The following is a 24,298-nucleotide window of genomic DNA, read 5'->3' on the forward strand; positions in this document are numbered from 1 at the left end:
ACGACGGACCGGAGGCGCGGCGCGGCGCAACCACGAGCCTCCCGCCGGGCGGCGCGCGCGGTCACGACTCCCCGCTCAGGTTCGCCGATTGGCCACCTGCCGTCGACCGGCACCGCCGCAGGCGACGCGTTGCGACCAGCCCACGACGGACCGGAGGCGCGGCACCAGCCGGCACCGCGCCTCCGCTCCGGACGTCGCTCGCGTCTACAGCCCGGACTCGGCCGTCCGCACCAGGATCGCGTCGCTGTCGGGGCACAGCAGCACGTCGTCGGGCGCAGCCCGGCGGATGGTCTGCAGGTCGGAGTTGTTGAGCGCCACGCCTGAGGCCGTCGACACGCCACCCTGCAGCAGCGAGGCGCCGAAGCCGTAGCGCGCACGCTGCCGGTCGTACAGGGCGAGCAGCTCGGCCGGCACCTTCGCGGCGACGTCGGCGCGGGCCTGCTCGGCGGACTCGCGGTCGGCGGTCAGCCGGGCGATCTCGGCGTCGCGCTCGGCGACCAGACCGCTGCGCGCGGACTCCACCTCGGCGAGCTTGCCCTCGATGTCGCCGACCCGGGCACGGAGCCCGTCGAGGTTCTCCATGATCTCGAGCTCGGCGGTCTCGAGGCCCCCGATGCGCCGCTGCAGCGAGTCGAGCTCGCTCTGCAGTCCGGCGGCGTCCTTCGCGTTCGCGACGTTCTGCAGCATCGTGGTGTCGCGCTCGACACGGGCCTGCGCAACCGCGGTGTCGGACTCCAGACGGGCGAGGTCGCGCTCGGCGTCCTCGACCTCGCCGGTGGCGGCGACGAGTTCGCTGCGGAGGCCCGCGGCCTGCTTGCTCAGCTCGGTCAGCCGGTCGCCCTTCTGCAGCGATGTGATGCGGTGCGCGATGCGGGTGACGTCGTTGTCGAGACGCTGGACGTCGAGGAGGATGACCTGGTCCTCGGGTGCTGCCTTCATGGTCAGGCTCCTTCTGTGGGGGTGGTGGGTTCGGCGGCCGGCAGGACGGCGAAGTCCCACGGGTCGGTACGGAGGTCGCTCACGGTGACGCGGACCCCGGCGTGGGCGCGGAGCTGCTCTGCCGCGACGTCGAGCCAGAGCCACTCGGTGGCCCAGTGTGAGGTGTCGATGAGCGCGGGTCCGCCGCCGAGCAGTGCCTGTTCGCGGAACTCGGACGCCGGGTGGTGCCGGAGGTCGCTCGTGATGTAGACGTCGGCGTCCAGTACCGCCGGATGCCCGAGCAGGGAGTCGCCGGCACCGGCGCAGAGCGCCACGGTGTGGACGGGCTGGTCGAAGTCGCCGGAGACGCGGACCCCGGTCGCGGTGGGCGGCAGCAGGTCGACGAGCTTCCGGGCGAGCGCGCCGAGGGTGGTCCCCGCGGGCAGGACACCGACGCGACCGATGCCGGTGTCGGGGTCGGCTCCGGCGTCGAGCGGGCGCTGCGCGGTCAGCCCGAGGCGGTCTGCCAGGACGGCCGAGGTGCCGGTCGTCACGACATCGGCGTTGGTGTGCGCCGCGAGCAGGGCGCTGCCGCCGCGCACGAGGGTCGCGAGGACGCTGCCCTTGTAGGTGGACTCGGCGATCGTCGTCACCCCGCGGAGCAGCAGCGGGTGGTGCGTCAGGAGGAGCCCGGCGCCGAGCTCCACGGCCTCACGGGCGGTGGCGGGGACCGCGTCGACGGCGAGGTGCACGTGCTCGACGGTGGCGTCCGGGTCACCCGCGACGAGCCCGACGGCATCCCACGACTCGGCACCGGCGGCGGGCCACAGGTCCTCGATCACGGCCTGGAGTTCGCGGAGCGTCGGCATCCCGTCAGTCTACCGAGGCGACCGCCCCGCCACGGGCAGCCGGACCGTGTGAGGTGATCCGGGCCTCCAGGCGGTGCGACCAGAGAGGGTGCAACCGGAGGCAGTACAGCCGGACCCGGTGCAACCGGACCCGGTGCGACCGGAGCCGGTGCGACCGGACGAGGGCCGGACCGAGGACGGTCAGCGACGACCGAGCAGGCCGAGCAGACGCTCGACGAGTCGCGTCCACCAGCCGGCCGGGCCCGGCGTCGTGGTGACCGCCGCGTCGGCGGCGTCCGCGACCGGAGCCGGAGCCGGGACGACGGGTGCGGCGACGGCGTCCGGTAGGACGACCGGCGTGCTCGCGGTGGTGCCCTGGTGCGCCGTGAGGGCGGCGGCGAAGGCCGCGCGGTCGATGACCGTCGGGCCCGTGGCGGGCAGGACGAGCGGGGTGGGTCGCGTGGACGCGGACACCGGCGACACGGCCGGGAGGCCCAGCACCGGTCGGACGGGTTCGTCGCGTTCCGGGACGACGAGTTCCACGACCGGGGCGGGTTCCCGGGTGGGTGTCGGGTCCTGCGCTGTGGTCGCGTCCTGTGGTGCGGTCGCGTCCTGTGCTGCAGTTGCGTCGTGTGCTGCTGTTGCGTCCTGCGCTTCGCGCGCCGGGAGGCGCGCGGGCCGGGTCACGAGCGCCACCGGCGCGGTCGCTGCGCGACGGGCTGCGGCACGGTCGCGGCGGTCCGCCTCGGCGGCGGCGTCGGCGAGCAAGTCGGAGAAGACGGTGTGCGCGAAGGCGCGGGCGGCCGTCACCTCGGGGTCGTCGGAGCCGGCGACGGTGGCCTCCCACGCGGCGAGGCGCGCGAGGTCCTCGTCACGGCGGCGGACCTCGTCCTCGAGCAGGACGATGCGGTCGATGGTGCTGCGACCCGTGGACCGCGATACCTCGACGGCCAGGTCCTCGATGCGCAGGGCCAGGCGCTCCGGCGGCTCGGGGAACGACGGGGCGCAGACGGCGGCGTGGCGGGCACGGTCGCGGCGGAAGGCCGGCGCCGCGACGGGAGCCGAGTCGGTCGTCGAGTCGACCGGTGCGGTGACGGCGACGGGAGCCAGCGTCTCGTCGGTGGTGGTCGTGCTGTCCGCGACGAAGCCGGGGCGCTGCACGGGGCCGGTGACCGGCGGGACGACGAGGTCCGGCACGTACGGCGCGCGGGTGGCCGGGGCGTCGCGGAGCCACTCCTCGAGCTCGCGGCCGAACGGGTCCACGAGCGGGGTGCGTGCGCCGGACTGGGTCTCCATGTCCGAAGGATAAATATCGCGCGGGCCGAAATGCGGGACATCCGCGGTGTGTCGCTGCACCGCCTGCCATATCGGGTCGGAAGTGAGCGGCGTGTCGCGGCCCGCCGTCACCGCGTCCGTCGGAGGCCGTCCTCGAAGGCCCGCAGCAGCTCCCGGCCGGCCGGCCAGCCGCCGACACCGCTGGCGACGTTCACGTGCCCCAGGGCACCAACACGGACGACGTCCGCGCGCATCGCGGCGGCGAACTCGAGGGCTCGGGATACACCGCAGTAGGGGTCGTCGTCGCTCACGACCAGGTGCGTCGGGACCTGCTGTTCCGGGGGCACCGGACGCGGCGGCGCGAAGCCCGATGCCTCGGCCGGGAACGCGTCGCCGAGCGGATCGGGCGGTGCGACCAGGAAGGCACCGGCGACCAGGGCGGGTGCGGTCGTCGTGGTGGCGAGCCAGTCGGCCGCGGCCAGGACGCCGAGGCTGTGGGCGACGAGCACCGGGGGTTCGCTGCACGCGGCGACGGCCGTCGAGATCGCGGCGCGCCAGTCGTCCGCGACGGGGGCGCTCCACGAGTCGGGGGCGATGCGGACGGCGCGGCGGGTCTGCTGATCACGCTGGTCGTGCCGCTCGCGCTCGTCGTGCTGCCGGTTGCGCTCCCAGACGGACTGCCAGTGGTCGGGGTCCGAGTTCCAGATGCCCGGGATGACCACCCACGGTCGCGGTCCGCTCATCCGGGCAGCGTAGCGAACCGGCGACGCACCGAGCCGGAGTGTGACGCGGGGCGTCCTGCCCCGGTCAGGCGTGCGGCACCGCTCCCCGCGGCTGCTGCAGCGTGTCACGCGGGTACTGTCCGAAGCGCGAGGCGTACGCCGCCGAGAACCGGCCGAGGTGCGCGAAGCCCCAGCGCAGTGCCACGCTCGCCACCGTCAGGTCACCGGCCGCCCCGCGTCGGAGCTCCTCGTGCACGCGGTCCAGGCGGATCCCCCGGAGCATGGCGTTCGGTGCCGTGCCGACCTGCCGCTGGAAGGCCTGCTGCAACCCCCGGACGCTCAGTCCGACGTGCTCGGCGACGTCGGTCGTCGTGATCGGGGTGTGTGCGAAGGCGTGCATGAACTCGACGGCCTCGCGGACGCGCCCGGTTGCACCCTGCGGCAGTGTGACGTCGGGGGCGATGGACTCGTGCGGGAACGTGTCGAGGAAGGCCAGCGCAGTCTCGCGCACCGTCTCGGCGAGAGCGAGGCCGGTGAGTGGCGCCTGACCGAGCACCACGGCTGCCGCGCGCTGCACCTGGGCGTTCCACGCGCGGAGGTCCTGGGGCCGGGGCGCCGCGGTGTGGTCGAACACCAGGGGGCCTGGCCGGGTGCCGTGCACCTCGGCGGCGAGGCCTTCGAGGTACGTGCGGTCGAACTGCACCAGGCTCTGCCGGACGTCCTGCAGGTCGAACACGAAGGGGCGTCGCGACGGGAACACCCGGGGCGTCCCCGGTGCGAAGTCGACCTCCTGCCGACCGACGTCCACGCGGCCGCCACCGTCCGAGGTCCACATCACGACGTACTCGTCGGGGACCTCGACCTCGCCGCGCATCCGCCCGTCGAACCGGGTGGAGCGGAAGGTCATCGCGTCGTCGCCCACGACCTGGAACCGGTACGCGAACGGACGATCGGTCCGGGACGCCGAGAACCCCGAGCTCTCGTAGGCCTCTTCGTACAGCTGCACGGCCGCGTCGAGTCCGGCGCCGGACGTCTCGAACCGGATCCGGGGATCAGGGTCGTCAGTCATCGCGCGAATCGTGACACGGTGTCCGGGAAACGCGTCAATCGTCTCCGCGTCATTGCGGTTTGCGGCCCGCGCAGTGCGCTGTGCGGATGAGCGGTGCTGCTGCTGGTGCTGGTCCTGGTCAGTGCCGCGACCGCAGGACCGTCCAGCGGTTCCGGTCCGCGACGCGCTCGTACCGCAGGTCGTCGACGACCATGCGGACGAGGGCCAGCCCGCGGCCACCCTCGGCGAAGTCGTCCGGCAGCACGGCGGCATCGGGGTCCACGGTGGCGGCGACCCCGTCGTCGGAGAGCAGCGCCTGGACACGCTCGTTGCCGACCTGGAGCCGGAGTTCGCACGAGACACCGTCCGCACGCGCGCCGTGCTCGATGACGTTCGAGGTGAGTTCGACGAGTGCGAGCTCGAGGGCCATGCGGTCCTCGGCGGAGACGGTCGGCTCGTGCTGCCACACGCCCGCCAGGAACTCGTGCACGGCGGACACGTCGTCCGGCGGGCACGCCAGTGCGAGCATGTGCTCGGCGACGGGGGCGGTCATCACCAGTCGGTCACCGCGGCGTCCCCGTCGGGGTACGTCCGCAGGATCTTGTCGATGTTGGAGAGCTTGAGCACCATCTGCACCTGTTCCGACGGTGCCGCGATGCGGAGGTCGCCGCCGGCCTGTCGCGCGGTCTTCAGGCTGCCGACCAGTGCGCCGAGGCCGGAGGAGTCCATGAACTCGACGCCGGAGAGCTCGACGACGAGCCGCGACCGCCCGTTGCCGACGATCTGGGCGACGGTCTCGCGGAACGTGGGTGCGGAGACCATGTTGAGCCGGCCACTGCACTCCAGCACGGCGGTGTCGGTCTCCGCCTCGTGTACGACGATGTCCATCTCGGTGGGTCTCCTCAGATCGGTGCGCCTTGCAACCAGCAACCTACCGGCTCAGACCCTCAGGTGTGGGACCGGTTTCGCCGCGTCGCCGTCACCTGCACCACGACGGCCGCAGCCATCAGCGCCGCCATGACCCCGCCCATGGCCAGCGCGGTCCCGCCGAGGGCGCCGGCGAGCGGGGTGCCGAGGCCACCGATGCCGAAGGTCAGCCCACCCTGCAGCGCGGCCGCAGTGCCCGGGTGCGCCGAGCCGACGTGCTGCGTCCGGGTCATCGCAGCCGGCAGGACGAAGCCCCACGCGGCCGTCACGACCGCGAGTGCGCACCACACCGGCACCGGCCCGAGGATCGCGGACACCACCACGGCCGTGGCACCGAGGGTCCCGACGACCAGGCCCAGGGTCAGCAGGGCATCCTCGGTGACCCGCCCGACGAGCCGGCCGAACAGCAGCGTGGTGATGATCATCATCGACGCGTTCGTGGCGAAGACGAGCGTGTACAGCCCTTCGGAGAACCCGTACTCCGACTGGAACACGAACGAGCTCGTCGCAATGTACGCGAAGAACCCGACCGTCGACAGCACCCCGCTCAGCACGTACGCCCGGAAGCGCGGGATCGCCAGGAGCTCGCGGATGCGCCGCCCGTTCGCGGCGAACCCGACGCCACCGCGACGCTCGGGCGGCAGGGTCTCGCGGAAGCGCAGCACCACGGCCACGAAGAACACGGCACCGAGCACCGCCAGCACGACGAACATGAGCCGCCACGTGCCGATCGTCAGCACCGCTCCCCCGGCCAGCGGGGCGACCACGGGGCCGATCGCGTTGATGGCCGCGAGGGTGCCGAACACCTTCGCCATCCGGGTACCGCTCGTCACGTCGGACACCATCGCCCGCCCCGCGACAGCACCGGCCGCACCGGCGAGTCCCTGCGCCACGCGGGCCACCACCAGCGTCACGACGTCCGGGGCGAGTGCGCAGCCGACCGACGCCAGGGCGAACAGGGCGGTCCCGGCGACGAGCATCGGCCGACGACCGATCCCGTCGCTCACCGGGCCGACCAGCAGCTGACCCACCGCGAACGCGACGAGGAACGCCGTGAGCGACAGCTGCACGGCGCCGGGGGTCGTCCCGAGGTCCCGCGCGATGGCCGGGAGCGCCGGGATGTACATGTCGGTCGCGAAGGGCGAGACCCCGACGATGAGCGCCAGCGGCACGATCGGGGGCAGCACGGTCGTCGTCGGTCTCGGCATGCGCTCCGTCGTCACCTCGGACACGCTACGCGTCCCCGAATCGATTCGACAGGGGACTTCGTGAGCAGCAACTGTCGGGTCGCGGTGCCGGACGCGACCGTTGCTGCTCACGGATCGCGGGCCCGCGACGTGGGCGCGGACGGACGGGAGGCCCGGTGCCGGCCCGCCACGGGCCTCCCGTCCGCCGCCGCGAGCGGTCACGACACCCCGCTCACGTCCGCCGAGCGGTCACGTTCCGTCGCCCGGCGACGGCGCAGCCGACGCTTCGTGACCACTCGGCCGGGGCCACCCGACGTGTCGCGACCCCTCGGCGAGGGCAGCGGCGCGAAGCTCCAGCGGTCACGACACCCCGCTCACGTCCGCCGAGTGGTCGCGTTTCGTCGCCCGGCGACGGCGCAGCCGACGCTTCGTGACCACTCGGCCGGGACCACCCGACGTGTCGTGACCCCTCGGCGAGGGCAGCGGCGCGAGACGCCGAGCGGTCGCGTTCCGTCGCGCGGCGACCGCGCGGCCGACACTTCGTGGCCGCTCGGGGGCGCGGCTCGGGACGTGCGCGGAGACGGACAGGAGGCCCGGTGCCAGCTGGCACCGGGCCTCCTGTCCGTGGGGTGGGGGCGTCAGCCCGTGTTCTGCAGGCCGGCGGCGATCCCGTTCACGGTGAGCAGCAGGAGCCGGTGGTCGGCGTCCGTCGGGTCCGTGCTGCCGGACGTGCGGATGGCGCGCAGCGCACGGAGCTGCAGGTGCGACAGGGCGTCGACGTACGGGCTGCGCAGGCGCACGGCGCGGGCCAGGACGGGTCGGTCCTCGAGCACGTCGCTGCCGCCGGAGACGCGGAGCACCCAGTCGCGGGTGCGCACCATCTCGTCGAGCACCTTCGCGGCGAGGTCGTCACGGTCGGCGAGCTCGAGGTACCGGCGGGCGATGTGCTCGTCGGTCTTCGCGAGCGACATCTCGACGTTCTTGATCATCGCGGCGAAGAGCGGCCACTCCGCGTAGGCGGCGCGGAGCACGTCGACGTCGCCGACGGCCTCGAGCGCCGATCCGAGCCCGTACCAGCCGGCGAGGTTGATGCGCGCCTGCGTCCACGAGAACACCCACGGGATGGCGCGGAGGTCCTCCAGCGACTCGACCGACAGCCCGCGACGGGCCGGGCGGGAGCCGAGGGGCAGCAGGCCGATCTCCTCCATCGGGGTGACCCGGGCGAACCACGGCGCGAACCCGTCGGCCTTGACCAGGTCGTAGAAGGCGACGCGCGAGACGTCGTCGAGCTGCTGGGCGAGGTCGGCGAAGCGGGCGGCCGCGGCGGCGGTCCGTGCCTCGTTGGACGGCGAGGACGCGAAGAGCGTCGCCGAGGCCATCTGCTCAAGGTGGCGGGCGGCGATGTCCTGGTCGCCGTACTGGGCGAAGATGACCTCGCCCTGCTCGGTGAGCTTCAGCCGACCGTCGATCGATCCCGGCGGCTGCGCCAGGACGGCTTCGTTCGCGGGACCACCACCGCGGCCGAGCGAGCCGCCGCGGCCGTGGAACAGGGTCAGCTCGATGTCGTTGTCGCGGGCCCAGTCGGCGATGCGGGCCTGGGCGTCGTAGAGCGCCAGGTTCGCGGACACCGGGCCGACGTCCTTCGAGGAGTCCGAGTACCCGAGCATGACCTCGAGCCGACGGCCGGTCGCGGCGAGGCGTCGCTGGAACGCCTCGGTGCGGACGGCCTCGTCGAGGATGTCGACACTGGCGTGCAGGTCGGCGAACGTCTCGAACAGCGGGATCACGTCGAGCACCGGCGCGGCCTCGGCGGACCCTAGCGCGGCGACGGCCAGCTCGTGCACGTTCGCCAGGTCGGCCGGGGACTGCGTGAAGGACACGATGTACCGGTTCGCCGCGCGGACGCCGTAGCGGGACTGCAGCCCGGCGATCGTGCGGAAGACGGCGAGGACCTCTTCCGTGGTCTCGCTCAGTTCACCACCGGCGCGGATCTCGGCGAGGGCCGTGCGGTGCACCTGCGAGTGCTGGCGGACCTCGAGCTCGGCCAGGTGGAACCCGAAGGTCTCGACCTGCCAGAGGAGGTTCTGCAGTTCACCGTTCGCCGGTCGGATCGCACCGGCGGCGATGAGCGAGGCCTGGATGACACGGAGGTCGGCCAGCAGCGCCTCGGGCCCGTCGTAGGCCAGCGTCGTGCTGCCGGTCCGGGTGGCGTCGATGCGCGCGGCGACGAACAGGAGCGCACGTCGGTGCGTCTCGTTCGGTGCGCGGACACCGATGCGCTCCGCGATGCCCGGGTCGAGCGACTCCTGCGCGGCGACGAGGGCGGTGAGCCCGGCGTCGGCGGGGGTGTCGCTCGCGTCGAGGGTCAGGGCGCTGCCGATGCGGGTCGTCGCGCGGGCGAGGCCGAGCAGGATGTGCTCCGCCGCGATCTCGGCGGCCTGACGGGTGACGTCGGCGGTGACGTGCGGGTTGCCGTCGCGGTCGCCGCCGATCCAGGTGCCGAAGCGCACGAACGCGGGGGCGATCACGGGCGCCCGGCCGGCGTCGTCGCCCTGCAGCCGGTCGTCGAGCAGGCGGTACACCTGCGGGACGATCTCGAACAGGGTCTGGTCGAACACGCTCATCGCGGTGCGGACCTCGTCCAGCGGGGTCGGCCGCGTGGTCCGGAGCGGCGAGGTCCGCAGGAGGGTCGTGATCTCCTCGAGCAGGCGGCGCTCGTTCTCGGCGCGGGCCGTGGCGTTGCGGGCACGGTCACGCTCGTCGATGAGGTCCGTGATGCGGCGGACACCCGTCGTGACCGCGCGCCGGCGGGCCTCGGTCGGGTGGGCGGTCAGCACCGGGTGGAACCGCAGGGTGCGGAGCCGCTCGGCCGCCTCGGCCTCGCCCACCTCGGCGACGAGTTCGGCGTACGTGGCGGGGAACGAGTCCCCGGGCACGCCGCCGTCGTCTCCGCGCTGCCGGAGGACGCGCACGCGGTGGTGCTCCTCGGCCAGGTTCGTCAGGTGGAAGTAGGTGGTGAACGCCTGCGCCACTGCCTCGGCGCGTTCGGCCGACATGCCCGAGACGATCGCCTGGGCACGTGCGGCGCCCTCGGCGTGGTCGCCCTCGTAGGCGTCGATCACGGCCGCGCGCAGTGACTCCACGTCGTGGAGCAGTTCGTCGCCCCCGTTCTCGCGCAGCACCCGGCCGAGCAGGTTGCCGAGGTACCGGACGTCGGCGCGCAGGTCGCTGTCGACCGCACCGCTGACGTCGTCCCGCGCGCGCTCGTGGCGTGCAGATCCGTCGATCGCCGTCATGGAGTCCTTTCCGGGTCGTCCGGGAGGCTGGTCCCGGGTCCCAGCAGCGTATCGGCACCCGGGGGCGCATGACGTCGACCGTCCGGACGGACGCGGGGCGGGGTCCGGGCCCGGTGCCGGGCTGCCGCTGCCGCGTCAGGCCGGGACGGAGGCCCCGCCCGGCTCCTGCCGGAACGGCGCACGTCGGGCATCGAGGCCGGCGAGCAGCCCGCGGTTCAGCTCGTAGGCCAGCTCGACCTCGGCGATCACCCGTTCCTGCTCGTCGGCCGACCACGGCGCGGCGTCGAGCTGGGCCCGGTAGGTGTGCTCGAAGTCGCTCGGGTCGGCGACCTGGTCGAAGATGTAGAAGAGGATCCCGTTCGTGTCGAACCCGAACCGCTCCGCCAGCACCTGCCCGATCACGTGCCCGCCGGACACGTCGCCGAGGTACCGCGTGTAGTGGTGTGCCACGAAGCCGCCGGGCCACTCGGCCGCGACCTCGTTCAGCCGTCGCACGTACGCGGTCGTCGCGGGCAGCGGGCACACCAGCTCGGACCAGTCCGGGCCGATCAGGTACTCCAGGTCGGCGCGGATCGCCGGCATCCGGGTGAGCTGCGCGGTGACGAACGGCGCCGCCACGGGGTGGTCGGCCATGCGCTCCGCCGCCCGCTCGAGCGCGTCGTACACGAAGGCGTACTGTCCGAGCAGGTCCGCGTAGTCGGCGACGTCGCAGTCGCCGCCGAGCAGGTCCTGCATGAAGCCGCTCGTGGCCGAGGCACCGTGCGAGCGCCGCGTGCGTCGCCGCAGCAGCTCGGAGAACGGGATGACGGTCGAGTCCATGAGGTAAGGCTAACCTTACTGATGCGCGCGTCAAGCAGGGATCACCCAGGTGACGCCGAACCTCCGAGAGGAAGCTCCCCCACGATGAGCTCGAAACCCAAACGCCAGCAGCACGTCTTCGTCGTCGACCGCACCGAGCGACTCTCGCCCCACATGGTGCGCGTGCACCTGGGCGGCTCGGCGTTCGAGGACTTCGTCGCCCAGGCCGACCCCGACCGCCTCGCCGCCACCGACAAGTACGTGAAGCTCCTGCTCGCGAAGCCGTCGCTGGGGCTCGTGCCGCCGTACGACCTCGAGGCCCTGCGCGAGACCCTGCCGAAGCACGACCGCCCCGCCCGCCGCACCTACACCGTGCGCGCGGTCGACCACACCACGCGGACGATCGCGATCGACTTCGTCGTGCACGGCGACGCGGGCCTCGCCGGTCCCTGGGCAGCGTCCGCGCAGCCCGGCGACCGGATCGCCCTGTCCGGACCCGGCGGCGGCTACTCACCGACCACCGACCCGGCCTTCACGCACGTGCTGCTCGGTGACGACAGCGCCCTGCCCGCGATCGGGGCCGCACTCGAGTCGATGCCCGACACCGCCACCGGGGTCGCGCTGGTCGAGGTGGCCGGGCCGGCGGACGAGCAGGACCTCCGGCGCCCGGCCGGGGTCGACCTGCGGTGGCTGCACCGGGACGCCACCGGCGCACAGCCGGGCACGCTCCTGCTGGAGAAGGCCCGCGGGCTGCCGCGTGCCTCCCGGCCGGTCCAGGTCTTCGCGCACGGCGAGCGGACCGCGATGAAGGCGATCCGTCGACTGCTGCAGGACGACTGGGGGCTGGAGAAACGCGAGATGTCGCTGTCGGCGTACTGGGCGCTCGGTCGTGGCGAGGACGAGTTCCAGGAGGAGAAGCGCGAGCCGGTCGGGGTGATCTTCACCGACTGATGGCGGGCCTGCGTGCCCGTTCTAGGTCGGTACGCCCGATTCGACCAGGGACGCCCGGCACGCCCGGCGCGCGCAACGGCCGGGAGGCCCGGGGCGCGTCGGTGGGTCCGGCTAGCGTTCGGCGCATGGTCACCTCGTCGTGCTGCGTGCCGGGTTGCGCAGGCGTCCTCGCGGACGGACTCGCGGGCGTCCCCCTGTGCGGCGCGCACGTCGCGTTGGTCGCCGACCTCGCGGCCGAGCACCCCGGCGTCGAGGACGCCCTGCCCGGCCCGTGCCCGGTGTGCGCGTCGCGGATCGGGGTGCGCTACCCCTCCGGTGCGGTGTGCGCCCGATGCGAGTGGCGGTGGGGCGAGGTACCCGACGGCGATCTGGCTCCCCCACGGGTCGACGTCGTCTACTACCTGCGCATGCGCGACGACTTCGGTGACCGCATCAAGATCGGCACGACGATGAACCCCCGGCAGCGGCTGGCGGCCATCCCGCACCAGGACCTGCTGGCGTTCGAGCTCGGTGACCGGACGCTCGAGCGCCGGCGGCACGCCACGTTCGCGGCCAGCCGGTACCCGGGTACCGAGTGGTTCCGGGTGACGCCGGAGCTGCTCGCCCACGTCGACGCCGTCGCCGCCGGGGCCCACGACCCGTGGGACCTGCACGCCCGGTGGACGAGCGAGGCGCTCGCCTTGCGGGGCTGAGCCGCGGCAGGGCGGTCGGGGCGCGTGCGCAGCCGGTCGGGACGCCCGCTCAGGCGGCCTGCAGCATGCGGTCCGCGGTGCGGAGCGAGAGCGCCATGATCGTCAGCGCCGGGTTCGCGATGACCGCGCTCGGGAACACCGAGTTGTCAGCGATCCACAGGTTCGGGACGTCCCACGAGCGGCCGTCCTGGTCGACGACGGAGGTCTCGCGGTCCGTGCCCATCCGCGCGGTGCCGATGGTGTGCGCCGTGCGTTCGAGCACCCGGACGTCCTGACCGCCAGCAGCCTCGACGATGGTCGTCATCGTGCGGACCGCGTGGCGGCGGATCGCCTCTTCGTTCGAGCCCGGGGTGAACGAGACCCGCGCACGCGGGACACCGTGCTCGTCGAGTTCGTCGGTCAGCTGGAGGCGGTTGTCGTCGTACGGCAGGCACTCGGCGTTGATGCCGACGCCGGCCGAGAACGGGTAGTCGTGCAGCGCCCGGACGAGTTCTGCGCCGCGGAGTCCGCCGCCTCGGACCAGCGACGTGGCGAAGGTCTGCGGCTGCGCGCCCAGGCTCTGGATGAGGTAGCCGCCGGCGAAGTCGGCGTCCGCGGGCCGCACGAAGTCCTCGGTGATGATCGACGACGGGTACCCGCGGTACGAACGCATCGACTCGTCGAACCGCGCCCACACCTGGGTGGCTCCGTGCGCGGTGAAGTTGCGACCGACCTGCCCGCTGCCGTTCGCGACACCGGTGTGCAGCAGCAGCCGCGGGGTCTCGACACCGCCCGCGGCGAGGACCAGGGACCGGCAGCGCTGGCGGTGCTCGCGCCCACCCGAGGTGTACACGACCGCCTCGACGCGACCACTCGAGTCGAGCTCGATGCCGTGCACGAAGGACTCCGGTCGGATCTCGGCACCGAAGGCCACGGCCGCCGGCAGGTAGGTCGTGTCCATCGACACCTTCGCACCGTTGCGGCACCCCTGGTGGCACGACCCGCAGGACACGCAGGCCTGGCGCAGCCCGTGGTGCTCCTGGTGGCGGTCCTCGGTGGTCAGCCCGACCGGGGCATCGGTCGCGGTGATCCCTGCGGCAGCGGTGCCGCGCATCATCATGTCCGAAGAAGCGTTCCGGGCCGGCGGGCGCATCCGGTAGCGGCGGGACGGGTCCCACGGGTAGTGCTCGGGACCGGCGACACCGACGTCGTGCTCGACCTGCTCGATCCATCCGGTGAGCTCGGCGTGGCTGATCGGCCAGTCCTGCCCTTCGCCGCTCTCGGTGCGGAGCCGCAGGTCGTGGGCGCTCGGCCGCGGGGTGAACGCGCCCCAGTGCAGCGTCGAACCGCCGACACCCGTCCCGCTGTTGTTCGGACCGAAGGCCGTCGGGGCTCCGCCACCGCTCAGCCGCTCGTCCATCCAGTTGATGTCACCGGGGGCGGCGACCTCGTCCGGCACGTGGTCGCCCGGCTCGGTGTTGCGGCCGGCCTCGAGCGCGACGACCGTCACGCCACGGCGGGCCAGCGATGCGAGGAGCGGGGCTCCGCCGGCTCCGGTGCCGACCACCACCACGTCGACGACGTCGTCCGTGCCGTACGTGCGTTGTCCGTCGAGTCTCATCGTGCAGCTCCGGTCGTCGGTGCGGTGTCGATCGTGGTGGCGGTGCCGGGGTCGGCGGGGGCCTCGGGTTCCCAGGCCTCGCGCTCGCCCGCCGCGAGCAGCTGGAAGCCCTGCTTGCGGACGCCGTCGCCACCGTTCGCGTAGCCGTCGAAGTCGATGGCGGCCATGGTGGCGGGGTGCGCGAGCCAGTGCTTCACCAGGTCGACGCTGGCGTCCTCGAACCACGCACGCAGCTGTTCGGCGTCGAGGCCACCGTCGGCGCGGTACCGACCGACCGCCACGGCCTCGAGCGCCTGATCGAGCGCACCGTCGCGGGCGGGTGCGGCGAGGACGTCGAGCGCGGCACGGTAGGCCTCGGCGTCCACCGGCAGCCCGTCGGGTCGCCAGCCGTCGCCGAGCCCGGCGGCGAGCTGCGCATCGACCCGCAGCGCCAGGTCGACCTGGTCGGGACCGGGCTGCGGGACGACGATCCTGGCGACCGCGCGGAGGGTGTCCAGCTGCGTCGGGGTGAGGGCCTGCGGTGCGGCCGCCGGGTCATCGGGCAGGGCACGAGCGGCGAGCAGGCCCCGGGTGCGGGCGCTGACCCGCGGCGAAGCGATCACGCGGGCGTGCTCCACGGGGACGACCGGCGACCCCGCGACCCGGCGTTGCCAGAAGTCGCGGATGCGCGCGGCCACGGCCTCGGGCTGCTCCCACGGCAGCAGGTGGGCGGCGCCGTCGACGACGTGGAGCTCGTTGTTCGGCCAGTGCGGCACGGTCAGGCGGCGCTGGGCGTCGGCATCGAGGTCGCCGTCCTCGGCACCGGCGAGCACGAGGGCGGGCACCGGGTTCGGCGCCGCGTCGGACCAGTCTTCACGGCTGCCGCGGGTCAGCCAGTCCCGCCAGGCCTCGGGGTCGGTCCGCTCGACGTCCCGCACCGCCGCCGTGTGGCGCGACGGTGCGAGGGCCGACGCGGTGTTCGCGGCGACGAACTCCTCGGCGTCGTCGGCGCTGATCGGGCCGTCGGCCGCCCACGACAGCATGGACCGGCGGCGGTCCTCGTCCATCGGCTCCGGGGCGAGCGGGGACGCGGCGAGGAGCACCACGGCACGCAAGCCGAACAGACCGTTCGCGCCGGAGATCGTCCGGTCGGCGACCACCGTGGCGACCTTGCCGCCCATCGAGTGCCCGAGGAGTACCCATTCGGTCGAGCCGCTCGCCCCGATCGCGCGCTCCACCAGGACGGCCATCTCCTCGACGGTGGTGCCGGACGACGCCGGGCTGCGGCCGAAGCCGGGCAGGTCGATGCCGATCAGGTCGAGGTCGCCGACGAGTTCGGCACGCAGCAGCGCGAACTCCTCGGAACTCGCGCCGAGGGCGTGGAGACAGAAGACGGTGGTCACCATGTATGCCTACCCGTCCCTTGCGGCCGCTCCCAGCCGGGCCGTACCCCGCCGGGTCGTGCGTGTACCCCGATCGACGGCGTCACCGGGCGTACGCGTCGACGAACAGGGCGCCCCGGAGATCACGCAGGGTGTCCGCCAGGCGATCGACGGTGCGGCCGGAGATGCCCGACACCTGCAGGTCGTGCGGGCCGAGCGCCGGCAGCCGTCCGGTGCGGATGCGGACGACCTCCCACCCCACGGCGCGGACGGCGCGGTCCTTCTTCCGGTCGGTCTCCTGCCGCGGGCCGACGTGCTCGAGCCCGTGCCGCCCGGTGGAGTCGTACTCGATGGCGACGCGCAGCTCGGGCAGGATGATGTCCGGCCAGGCCTCGACGTGGTCGAAGAACGGGCGGTCGAGCCGGATCGCGGAGTGGTCGTAGGTGAACGCGAACCGCTCGGACAGCATGCCCCGGAGCTCGGCCTCGACCGCCGAGGCCGTCGCCGGGGCGCAGACGCTCGTGAACGACTCACCCGACGGCAGCCGCGGGGTCTTCGGGCAGATCGTGCGGGGAACGGACTGGGCGCTCCGCCGTGGCGCCCCACCGGCCGACCCGGCGACGGGCCGACGGGACCGGGAACGGCTCGACGCGACGGCGCCGGCCGGGACCCCGCGCACCGGAGCCGCGGGCAGCGTCTGTCGTCCCGCGCTCCGGACGACCCGCTGCGGCACGGGGACCGCCTGGGGCCAGTCCGACGGCAGCACCGGCCACCGCTGCGGCTGCGCCTGCACCGCGCACTCGGGGCACCAGACGGAGCGGCGGCGCTCACGGCCCGGACGGGACCGCTGTTCGGACGGGGTCGCCACGAAGACGTGCCCGACGTCGCACTCCCAGGTGAGCAGGACCTCGGCCGCCGGGGGGACCTGGGTCAGGACGACGCCGTGGTTCCAGTCGGGGTGGTACTGCCGGATGAGCACCGGGTACGGCGCCCAGTCGGCGCGGAACTGTCCGACGGCGTACGGCACCGCTTCGCCGCGCGACCACTGTCGGCGGCGCCACCACGCATCGACGGGTTCGGCCACGCCACCACGCTAGGAACGACCACCGACACCCGCCGCGGCCGGCATTGCTCGGTGCGAGGTTGCCCTCTCGGTGCGGCGGAACAGGGCGGCACGGAGCGGGCAACCTCGCACCAGACTGGGCCAGGGGCGGGCGCGCACCGTGCGAGGATCGCCGGATGGTCTCGTCGTTCCTGACCCACGCTGAAGTGGTCGTCGACCCCGCGGTCCCGATCGAGTCGTGGGGGCTGTCGCACGAGGGCCGCGCACGGGCCAGGGCCGCGCACCCGTTCGCGTGGACCCCGGACTCCCGCCGCATCGTCTCGAGCACCGAACGCAAGGCCGTCGAGACCGCCGATCTGCTCGCCCTCGCCGTCGAGCTGCCCGTCGAGCAGGACCCCCTGCTCGGCGAGATCGACCGGAGCGCGACCGGCTACCTGCCGCCGTCCGAGTTCGAGGCCGTCGTCGACGCGTTCTTCGCCGAGCCCGAGCAGTCGGTCCGCGGCTGGGAGCGAGCCATCGCCGCCCAGGAGCGCATCGTCGCGGCCGTCCGCCGGCACTGCGCCGCCGGCGACGTCACGATCGTGTCGCACGGTGCGGTCGGCGCGCTGCTCCTGGCCCACCTGCGCGGCGTCCCGATCACGCGCGCCCTCGACCAGCCCGGCATGGGCAGCGTCTTCCGCTTCGACGCGCCCGCCTGGCAGGCGACCAGCGGCTGGAGACGCGTCCCCGCGACCTGACGGGAGGCGCGGGGCGGGGCCGCCACGGGCCTCCCGTCCGCCGCCTTCGCGGCCCGACCGCCCCGCTTCGTCAGACCACGCGCGTCGCGCCCGTCACGGGGCCGGGAGCGGCGTCCTCGTCGTCGGCGTCGTGCAGGGTCCGCTCGGCCTGTCCGAGCAGGTGGTGCACGGCGAGTCCGATGGAGCGGGCACCGACGACCGCGACGAGCACGCTCAGCAGCGCCAGCAACGCGGCGGTGGGGATCCAGGCGGACGGCAGTGCGCGTGCCCGGAACCACTCGACCGATGCGGTGGCGACCGCGGCGGCCGGGAACACGAACGACCAGAACCCGAGCGAGAACCCCAGTCGGACGTACCGCGGCAGCAGGGCCAGCTGCACGAGCACCATCAGGACACCGAGCCCGGCGACTGCCTGCACGGGCAGGGTGACCGCACCGTCGGTGAGCGCGAACAGCGACAGGGTGGCGACCGCCGGTGGTGCGACGAGGATCGCCATCGTCGGCACGAGCGGCCCGGGCAGCGCCGGTCGGAACGCGAGCCGGATGAGCAGCAGGCCGGTCATCACGCCCCAGAAGAACACGCCGACGCCGAGGGCCGGCCAGGACAGCCAGCCGACGCCGACCTCGTGCGTGGCGACCGAGGCGACCAGGGCCGCGGCGACGGTCGGCAGCAGGTAGCCGCCGTGCACGGACTCCAGGGCGAGCCGGCCCTCGAACCAGGTGCTCAGCAGCCAGGCGGCGAACCCGGCAGCGGTGGCCACGGCGGCGAGCACGACGACCTGCCCGGCGACGGGGGCGAACCGCGCGAGGTCGACGCCGAGCAGCATCGCGGTCGCGGGGACGAGCGCGGCGATCGGCCCCTGGGCCGGGTGACGGAGCTGGTCGACGAGCCGTTCGCTGACGCGTGCGCCCCGGACGGCGTGCGCCCCGAGCAGCCACACCCACGCGACGGCCGCGATCGCCCAGAACACCTGCGGCACCACGGTGGGCAGGTGCAGCACGGGGGCGGCGTACGACCACGTCTCGGCGAAGCCGGCGAGGCCGAACGGGACGGCGAGGGTGTTGAGCGGGATGCGGGAAGTGGGTCGTGGCATGGCTCCCCCATTGTCTTGGACGGGTCGGGTGTGCCGGTGCGCGCCCGTGGGCCGTGCGTGCTCCGCGGTCAGGCTGCGGGCAGTTGCTCGCCCGCCTCGATCGCCACGTCGAGCCGGTTCTCGGCGGGCGGCAGCGGGCAGGTCGCGTGCGGGGTGTACGCGCACGGCAGGTTCGTCGACCGGTTGAAGTCGATGCGGGTGGCACCGTCGGCATCCGGTGCGGCGATGTCGAGACTCCGGTTCGCCGCGTACGTCGTGACCCCGCTCGTGCGGTCGGTGAACAGCACGTGCAGGCCGCCGGCGTGCCCGTTGAACGCCAGGAGCGACCGTGGCCCGTCGAGGTCGAACGTCAGGACGCCGGGGGCCTCGTAGACGTGCAGCAGGCCGTCGACGACGCTGCCGACGGTGACCTCGCGCGGGGTGTCGAACGGCTCGAAGTGGGCGTCCACGACGAAGCGTTCGGTGGGTGCGTACGCGGGGGTGCCGCGGTACGCGACGCGCGTCGGGTTCGAGGGGTGCCGCGGACGCAGCAGGTCGCTGCCGCCGCGCCGGGCGACCTCGATCACCACGGTCTCGTCGCCGTCGCGCCACACCACGTTCGTACTCGAGCGCTCCGGCAGCGGGCCGAACCGGTGCGTCCCGCTGACGTGCTGCCCGTCGACCTCGATCGACTCGCCGTCGGCCAGTGCGACCACCGGGCCGTCCTCGTCCGTCGACCAGCTGCCGGGGGCGTCCTCGAACCGTTCCGGCGTGGCGGTGAGCCAACGGATGCTCGAGATCGCGAGGAAGCCGTGCTCGCTCGCCCGGGCCTGTTCGTGGTCGTCGTGCCAGGCGGTCCACGCTCCGGCGAAGGTCGGAGCGGCCGGGGTCGTGGCGTTCGCCGGGGTCGTCGTGCTCATGGATCGACCGTACGACGCGTGGCCCGGCGGCGCGACGATCGTGTCGCCGTGCGTCGGCGGGCGCGGCGGGGAGGGCGGCGGGGCGGGCGGCGCGATGCGCGGCGGCGCGGGCGGCGCGATGCGGAACGACACCGTCGACGTCGCACGACATCGACCCTGTCGTTCGCACGCGCCTGCAACCGTCCGCGCGCGCAACGAGCGACCGAGTCGGTGTCGGACGACGTCGGCCATGTCGTTCGACGTCCGCACGCATCCACAGTCGCGGAACGTAACGGGCCCGATCCCTCGTGGCAGAGTGGCACTGCAGCGCACCGCGAAGCCTCGCGCGCGGCCCCCGACTCCCGACAGTCCGTCCCCATCGAGAGGAAGGCAGCGCATGCCCTTCGAGAACACCGACCGCATCCAGGCCACCACCGCCGGATCGCTCCCCCGGACCCCCGAGCTCATCGCCGCGAACGCCGCGCGGCCCGTCGCCGCCGACGGCTTCACGCTCGAGACCACCGACGAGGTCCGGGCCCTGACGAGCGCGGCCGTCGACGACGTCGTCGCACGGCAGACCGCGCTCGGCATCACGCAGCCCGGCGACGGCGAGTTCGGCAAGGCGATGTCGAACAGCGTCGACTACGGCGCCTGGTGGGGCTACTCGTTCCAGCGCGTCAGCGGCCTGAGCCTGACCGACGAGAACATCTTCTCGCAGCAGCCGGTCCGGTCCACCCCGGGGAACATCCGGCTGACGAGCTTTCCGGACCGCCGCGACTGGACGATCTTCCACGACGCCTACACGGACCCCGAGTCGGGCATCGGCACCGGCAAGAACGCCACCGCGTTCCCGACCACCACCGGCCCGATCACCTACACCGGACACGAGGCCGCGGCCACCGACGCCGCGAACCTCAAGCACGCGGTCGAGGCCGCCGGCGCGGACAACGGCTTCATCACGGCACTCTCCCCCGGTTCGGCCGCCCGCATCGCGAACGAGTACTACGCGACCGAGGAAGAACACATCTGGGCCTGGGCCGATGCTCTGCGCGAGGAGTACACGACGGTCCTCGACGCCGGCCTCGTGCTGCAGATCGACGACCCCTCGATCGCCGAGAACTGGGACCAGATCAACCCCGAGCCGAGCATCGAGGACTACCGGGCCTTCACCCGCATCCGCGTCGAGGCGCTCAACCACGCGCTCCGCGGCCTCGACACGAGCCGGGTGCGCTTCCACCTGTGCTGGGGGTCCTGGCACGGCCCGCACACCACCGACATCGAGCTCCGCCACATCGTCGACCTGATGCTCGACATCGACGCCGGCGCGTACTCGTTCGAGGCCGCGAACGCCCGCCACGAGCACGAGTGGACCGTCTGGCAGGACGTCACCCTGCCCGAGGGCAAGGTCATCGTCCCGGGCGTCGTCAGCCACGCCACGAACGTCGTCGAGCACCCCGACCTGGTCTCGCAGCGCATCGAGCGGTTCGCCTCGGTCGTCGGACGCGAGCGTGTCATCGCCAGCACCGACTGTGGCCTGGGCGGACGGGTGCACCCGCAGATCGCCGCGGCGAAGCTCGAGTCGCTCGGCGAGGGTGCCCGGCGCGCGAGCGCGAAGCTCTTCTAGCCGCCCGTTCCTTCCCAGAACGGCTGCGGTACCTGGCGAGACCGGGCGCACGCACGAGCGGACGGGAGGCCCGGTGCCAGCTGGCACCGGGCCTCCAGTCCGTCAGCGGCGTCGGCCCAGCGCGACGGCCGCGACCGCGGCGACGCCGAGCCAGACGAGGGGGCGCGTGACGCGCCGTCGCTTCGCGACCCAGCCGCCGTCCGTCGCGTTCGCGGCGTCGGCGGGGGCGTAGAGGTTGCCGTCGGTCGGGGCGCCCTTGCCGCGGAGCGCGAACGTCTCCACCATCGGCTTCGTGATCTTGTGGAACAGGCCCGGGAACGCGTACTGCAGCGGCACGAGCGATGCCTGCAGTCGCCCGACGAAGCGGTAGCGCTTGGGGTGCGTGGCGGCGTGCACCACGGCACGGCCGGCACGCTCGACCGAGACGGTGGGCGGCAGCGGGTGCGAGTTCTTGCCGGTGTAGTTGGCGCCGTTCTGGTAGATCGGGGTGTCGATCGTGGACGGCAGCAGGGCGGTGAACCTGATGCCGGTGCCCGCGAACTCGTCGCCGAGCACGTCGACCAGGCCGAGCGCCGCGTGCTTGCTCGTCACGTACGCCGACTGGTACGGGGCGGACAGCAGCGACTGGATCGAGCCGACCAGCACGTAGGTGCCCTTCCCGCGCTGCTTCCAGTGCGGCAGCAGGTGCGTGATGGCGTTGAGGTGCCCGTAGAGGTTCGTGTCGACGACGCGCTTGAACGCCTCGGTGGGGGTCTGCTCGAACAGGCCGTAGACGAACAGCGCCGCGTTGCCGACGAAGACGTCGATGCGACCGAAGCGCGTCGTGACGGTGCCGATGAGGTCCTTGACCTGGCGCTCGTCGGCGACGTCCGTCGGGATCGCGATCGCCTCGGCGCCGAGCTTCCGGCACTCGGCGGCAGCGGCCTCGAGCGAGTCGTGCCCGCGCGCGGCGAGCACGAGTGTGGCGCCCTGCCGGGCGAACTCGTGTGCGGCGGCCCTCCCGATGCCGCTCGATGCTCCGGTGATGACGACGATCTTCCCGCGGTACCGATGTCCCATGCGTCCTTGGTACCCGTCGTCGGTCCGTTCCCGCACAGCCGGGCCGTACCCCTGGGCACGGTGCGAAGATGGAGCATGCGCAAGGACGACCTGACCGTCGACGAAGCCGCGGTCATCGCCGAACACGCCCGCTCTGGTGCCCTCGACGTCGACGACCCCGAGGTGCGGAAGGTCGTCGAGCAGGCGAACCGGGTGCTGGTGCGTGCGCAGATGTGGGGCGAGGAGCGGAGCCCGAAGCTGCGGCGCCGCCGACGGTTCATCGCGATCGGGGCCCTCGTGATGGTGCTCGTCTGGGTCGCCGGGTTGCTCGTGCCGCTGGCACTGCGCTTCGGCTGACGGGTCCGTCAGCGCCGACTGCGGTGTGCGCGGTGTGCGCTGTGTGGACCGAACACGGTCAGACCCTGGTCAGACGCGCCCAGATGGTGCATGATCCGACGACCACACCACCGCCGCGCTGCAGGGAGCACGACTTGGACCAGCACATCGATCGACGGCGCTTCGTGTCGCTCGGACTCGCAGGCGCTGCCGCCACCGCGCTCGGCGTCACGGCGATCGGCGCGGACGGGTCGGCGCAGGCGGCGACCGGGGCTGCGGCCCCGACTGCCGAACCCGTCCTGCTCGCCGCCGACGAGTTCGACGGCCCGGCCGGCAGTGCACCGAACCCGGCGGTCTGGCGGTACGACCTGGGTGCCGGCGGCTGGGGCAACGCCGAACTGGAGACCTACACGGACTCGCGGCGGAACGCGGCGCTCGACGGCGCGGGCAACCTCGTCATCACCGCACAGCGCGGAGCCGACGGCTCGTACACCTCGGCCCGGCTGAAGTCCGAGGGCACCTCCACCGCGCAGTACGGCCGCATCGAGGCGCGGATCCGGATCCCTCGGGGGCAGGGCATCTGGCCGGCGTTCTGGATGCTCGGCGCCGACATCGGGCAGGTCGGCTGGCCCGCGTGCGGGGAGATCGACGTCATGGAGAACGTCGGGTACGAGCCGGGGATCGTGCACGGCACGGTGCACGGGCCCGGGTACTCCGGTGCCCAGGGCATCTCGGCGTCGTGCACGGCTCCGTCCGGCGCAGCGTTCGCCGACGACTTCCACGTGTACGGGGTCGACTGGCGCCCCGGTTCGATCACCTGGACGGTCGACGGTGTCGCGTACCGGACCCTCACCCGCGACGACGTGGGGTCGAACCCGTGGGTCTTCGACAAGCCGTTCTTCGTCATCCTCAACGTCGCGGTCGGCGGCACGTGGCCCGGGTCGCCCGACGACTCGACGCAGTTCCCGCAGCAGATGACCGTCGACTGGCTGCGGGTCCACCAGAACGCCTAGCCGGAGTCGCGCCGGAGCAGGAGCGTGTCAGGGACGACGGTTCGCCCGGGCGACGAGCCACAGGTAGGTGCTGTGCCCGACCAGGGCGAGTCCGAAGAACACCGCGGCGACCGCGTACACCCGGTCGAGCTTGCCCTGCCCGATCACGAGCATCACGACGCAGAACACGACGGCGATCGCGAGGACACCGACCTGCACGGTCGACCAGATCCGTCGGAAGCGCGGCATGCCCGTCTCGTTCACGTCACCCATTCTGCCCGATGCCGTCAGTGCTTCTCCGGGTCGTGTCCCCAGTTCATGAGCGAGTACCGCCACGGGGTGTCGTGCACGTCGCCGTCGGGGCGCTGCTCCGCGTGCCGGGCGACGTAGCCGACGACCTTCCGCATGTGCGCCAGGTCGTCGTCGGTGCGGTCGGCCTTGTGCTTCTGGAGGATGCGGATGATGTGCCGACCGCTCTCGTGCCCGGTCGACTCGCCGCCGCCGGAGGGCTTCTGCCCGACGGACTTCGACTCGTCGGTGTCGAGCCACTTTCGCAACTCGGTGGCGGTCATGTTCACCGCGTCATCGAAGTCGGCCCGGGTCTGCTCGTCGTCGTGCTCGCTCATGCGGTCGAGACAACCCGTCGGTCCTGGACGACTGCGCAGTGCGGGCCGGGTCAGATGGGAATGGAACGACCCCGCGCGGTGTCGAACTCTCCACTGACCACGAAGGAGCCCACCATGAGCGTCGACCTCCACGAGAGCACCGGCACCCGGATCGTCACCGACGAGCGGACCTGCCTGCAGACGACCGTCCTGCCGAAGCTGCACGACGAGCGCACCCCGTCCTTCGGCCGCTGGCTCGGACAGATCAACCACACCGGCTGAGCCGGCGCCCGGCGACGGCACGCACGG

At 73.2% G+C, this 24,298-nt stretch carries 25 protein-coding genes; 7 read left to right on the top strand and 18 right to left on the bottom strand.

Features of this window, described 5'->3' with window-relative positions; genetic code table 11:
- Positions 1-204: 204 nt before the first annotated feature.
- The 10 genes from QRN30_RS16685 to QRN30_RS16730 all read right to left on the bottom strand — a co-directional run bounded on the left by QRN30_RS16685 (position 205) and on the right by QRN30_RS16730 (position 11,040).
- Positions 205-939: a zinc ribbon domain-containing protein gene (locus tag QRN30_RS16685; RefSeq protein ID WP_284761488.1), complete on the bottom strand. Its 735-nt coding sequence runs from the start codon at positions 937-939 to the stop codon at positions 205-207.
- A gap of 2 nt (positions 940-941) precedes the next feature.
- Positions 942-1,787 (bottom strand): Nif3-like dinuclear metal center hexameric protein, encoded by an 846-nt coding sequence (locus QRN30_RS16690; protein WP_017886072.1) that lies wholly within the window; start codon positions 1,785-1,787, stop codon positions 942-944.
- A 180-nt stretch (positions 1,788-1,967) separates the two neighbouring features.
- Entirely contained in the window at positions 1,968-3,062 is a 1,095-nt protein-coding gene (locus tag QRN30_RS16695) for a hypothetical protein (protein WP_284761490.1), read from the bottom strand.
- A gap of 107 nt (positions 3,063-3,169) precedes the next feature.
- Positions 3,170-3,784, bottom strand: coding sequence for an RBBP9/YdeN family alpha/beta hydrolase (locus QRN30_RS16700; RefSeq protein WP_284761491.1), 615 nt, complete (start codon positions 3,782-3,784; stop codon positions 3,170-3,172).
- A gap of 64 nt (positions 3,785-3,848) precedes the next feature.
- A complete protein-coding gene (locus QRN30_RS16705; RefSeq protein WP_284761492.1) occupies positions 3,849-4,832 on the bottom strand; it encodes a helix-turn-helix transcriptional regulator in 984 nt (327 codons plus the stop codon).
- 118 nt (positions 4,833-4,950) lie between these two features.
- Complete coding sequence (locus tag QRN30_RS16710) at positions 4,951-5,364, bottom strand: ATP-binding protein (RefSeq protein WP_017886069.1); 414 nt, start codon at positions 5,362-5,364, stop codon at positions 4,951-4,953.
- Positions 5,364-5,699, bottom strand: a complete 336-nt coding sequence (locus QRN30_RS16715) for an STAS domain-containing protein (protein ID WP_017886068.1) — start codon at positions 5,697-5,699, stop codon at positions 5,364-5,366. The genes QRN30_RS16710 and QRN30_RS16715 overlap by 1 nt, the downstream gene beginning before the upstream one ends.
- A 59-nt stretch (positions 5,700-5,758) precedes the next feature.
- Positions 5,759-6,961 carry a multidrug effflux MFS transporter gene (locus QRN30_RS16720; RefSeq protein WP_284761493.1) on the bottom strand — a complete coding sequence of 401 codons (1,203 nt, stop codon included), beginning with the start codon at positions 6,959-6,961 and terminating at the stop codon, positions 5,759-5,761.
- A 602-nt stretch (positions 6,962-7,563) separates the two neighbouring features.
- Positions 7,564-10,221: a phosphoenolpyruvate carboxylase gene (locus QRN30_RS16725; RefSeq protein WP_042537011.1), complete on the bottom strand. Its 2,658-nt coding sequence runs from the start codon at positions 10,219-10,221 to the stop codon at positions 7,564-7,566.
- Between the two features lie 135 nt (positions 10,222-10,356).
- On the bottom strand, positions 10,357-11,040 hold the full coding sequence (locus tag QRN30_RS16730) for a biliverdin-producing heme oxygenase (protein WP_017885635.1): 684 nt from the start codon (positions 11,038-11,040) through the stop codon (positions 10,357-10,359).
- Between the two features lie 84 nt (positions 11,041-11,124).
- Between QRN30_RS16730 and QRN30_RS16735 the strand changes: the two genes are divergently transcribed.
- Entirely contained in the window at positions 11,125-11,970 is an 846-nt protein-coding gene (locus tag QRN30_RS16735; RefSeq protein ID WP_284761497.1) for a siderophore-interacting protein, read from the top strand.
- A 125-nt stretch (positions 11,971-12,095) separates the two neighbouring features.
- On the top strand, positions 12,096-12,662 hold the full coding sequence (locus QRN30_RS16740) for a GIY-YIG nuclease family protein (protein WP_071251087.1): 567 nt from the start codon (positions 12,096-12,098) through the stop codon (positions 12,660-12,662).
- A gap of 49 nt (positions 12,663-12,711) precedes the next feature.
- On the opposite strand, the gene QRN30_RS16745 is transcribed toward QRN30_RS16740, so the two are convergent.
- The 3 genes from QRN30_RS16745 to QRN30_RS16755 form a co-directional block, all read right to left on the bottom strand.
- Complete coding sequence (locus tag QRN30_RS16745) at positions 12,712-14,262, bottom strand: GMC family oxidoreductase (protein ID WP_284761499.1); 1,551 nt, start codon at positions 14,260-14,262, stop codon at positions 12,712-12,714.
- Positions 14,259-15,644, bottom strand: a complete 1,386-nt coding sequence (locus QRN30_RS16750) for an alpha/beta fold hydrolase (protein WP_284761501.1) — start codon at positions 15,642-15,644, stop codon at positions 14,259-14,261. Before QRN30_RS16750 ends, QRN30_RS16745 begins: the two co-directional genes overlap by 4 nt.
- Before the next feature lie 82 nt (positions 15,645-15,726).
- A complete protein-coding gene (locus QRN30_RS16755) occupies positions 15,727-16,707 on the bottom strand; it encodes a putative endonuclease domain-containing protein (RefSeq protein WP_017885640.1) in 981 nt (326 codons plus the stop codon).
- Between the two features lie 155 nt (positions 16,708-16,862).
- On the opposite strand from QRN30_RS16755, the gene QRN30_RS16760 reads away from it, so the two are divergent.
- A complete protein-coding gene (locus QRN30_RS16760) occupies positions 16,863-17,423 on the top strand; it encodes a histidine phosphatase family protein (protein ID WP_284761502.1) in 561 nt (186 codons plus the stop codon).
- Between the two features lie 70 nt (positions 17,424-17,493).
- Here QRN30_RS16760 and QRN30_RS16765 read toward each other — a convergent pair whose 3' ends face one another.
- Both QRN30_RS16765 and QRN30_RS16770 read right to left on the bottom strand, forming a co-directional pair.
- Positions 17,494-18,516 carry an SLAC1 family transporter gene (locus QRN30_RS16765; protein WP_284761504.1) on the bottom strand — a complete coding sequence of 341 codons (1,023 nt, stop codon included), beginning with the start codon at positions 18,514-18,516 and terminating at the stop codon, positions 17,494-17,496.
- Positions 18,517-18,584: 68 nt separating this feature from the next.
- The gene (locus tag QRN30_RS16770; protein WP_240048608.1) at positions 18,585-19,415 is read right to left on the bottom strand and encodes a DUF1684 domain-containing protein; all 831 of its coding nucleotides are present in this window, start codon (positions 19,413-19,415) and stop codon (positions 18,585-18,587) included.
- Positions 19,416-19,791: 376 nt separating this feature from the next.
- Here QRN30_RS16770 and QRN30_RS16775 point away from each other — a divergent pair, with 376 nt between their 5' ends.
- Entirely contained in the window at positions 19,792-21,018 is a 1,227-nt protein-coding gene (locus QRN30_RS16775; protein WP_259495942.1) for a cobalamin-independent methionine synthase II family protein, read from the top strand.
- Positions 21,019-21,120: 102 nt separating this feature from the next.
- On the opposite strand, the gene QRN30_RS16780 is transcribed toward QRN30_RS16775, so the two are convergent.
- Positions 21,121-22,077: an SDR family NAD(P)-dependent oxidoreductase gene (locus QRN30_RS16780; protein ID WP_284761506.1), complete on the bottom strand. Its 957-nt coding sequence runs from the start codon at positions 22,075-22,077 to the stop codon at positions 21,121-21,123.
- A 75-nt stretch (positions 22,078-22,152) separates the two neighbouring features.
- Here QRN30_RS16780 and QRN30_RS16785 point away from each other — a divergent pair, with 75 nt between their 5' ends.
- Positions 22,153-22,413, top strand: coding sequence for a hypothetical protein (locus tag QRN30_RS16785; RefSeq protein ID WP_017885652.1), 261 nt, complete (start codon positions 22,153-22,155; stop codon positions 22,411-22,413).
- Between the two features lie 134 nt (positions 22,414-22,547).
- Entirely contained in the window at positions 22,548-23,405 is an 858-nt protein-coding gene (locus tag QRN30_RS16790) for a glycoside hydrolase family 16 protein (RefSeq protein ID WP_284761508.1), read from the top strand.
- Between the two features lie 27 nt (positions 23,406-23,432).
- Here the strand turns inward: QRN30_RS16790 and QRN30_RS16795 are convergent, their stop codons facing one another.
- Positions 23,433-23,648: a hypothetical protein gene (locus tag QRN30_RS16795; protein ID WP_139179681.1), complete on the bottom strand. Its 216-nt coding sequence runs from the start codon at positions 23,646-23,648 to the stop codon at positions 23,433-23,435.
- A gap of 23 nt (positions 23,649-23,671) precedes the next feature.
- A complete protein-coding gene (locus QRN30_RS16800) occupies positions 23,672-24,010 on the bottom strand; it encodes a DUF3140 domain-containing protein (protein ID WP_056068404.1) in 339 nt (112 codons plus the stop codon).
- 114 nt (positions 24,011-24,124) lie between these two features.
- Between QRN30_RS16800 and QRN30_RS16805 the strand changes: the two genes are divergently transcribed.
- Positions 24,125-24,271 (top strand): hypothetical protein, encoded by a 147-nt coding sequence (locus tag QRN30_RS16805; protein ID WP_156155412.1) that lies wholly within the window; start codon positions 24,125-24,127, stop codon positions 24,269-24,271.
- Positions 24,272-24,298 lie beyond the last annotated feature (27 nt).

This window comes from Curtobacterium sp. MEB011, assembly GCF_030209655.1.
In the GTDB taxonomy this organism is placed as follows: Bacteria; Actinomycetota; Actinomycetes; order Actinomycetales; family Microbacteriaceae; genus Curtobacterium; species Curtobacterium poinsettiae.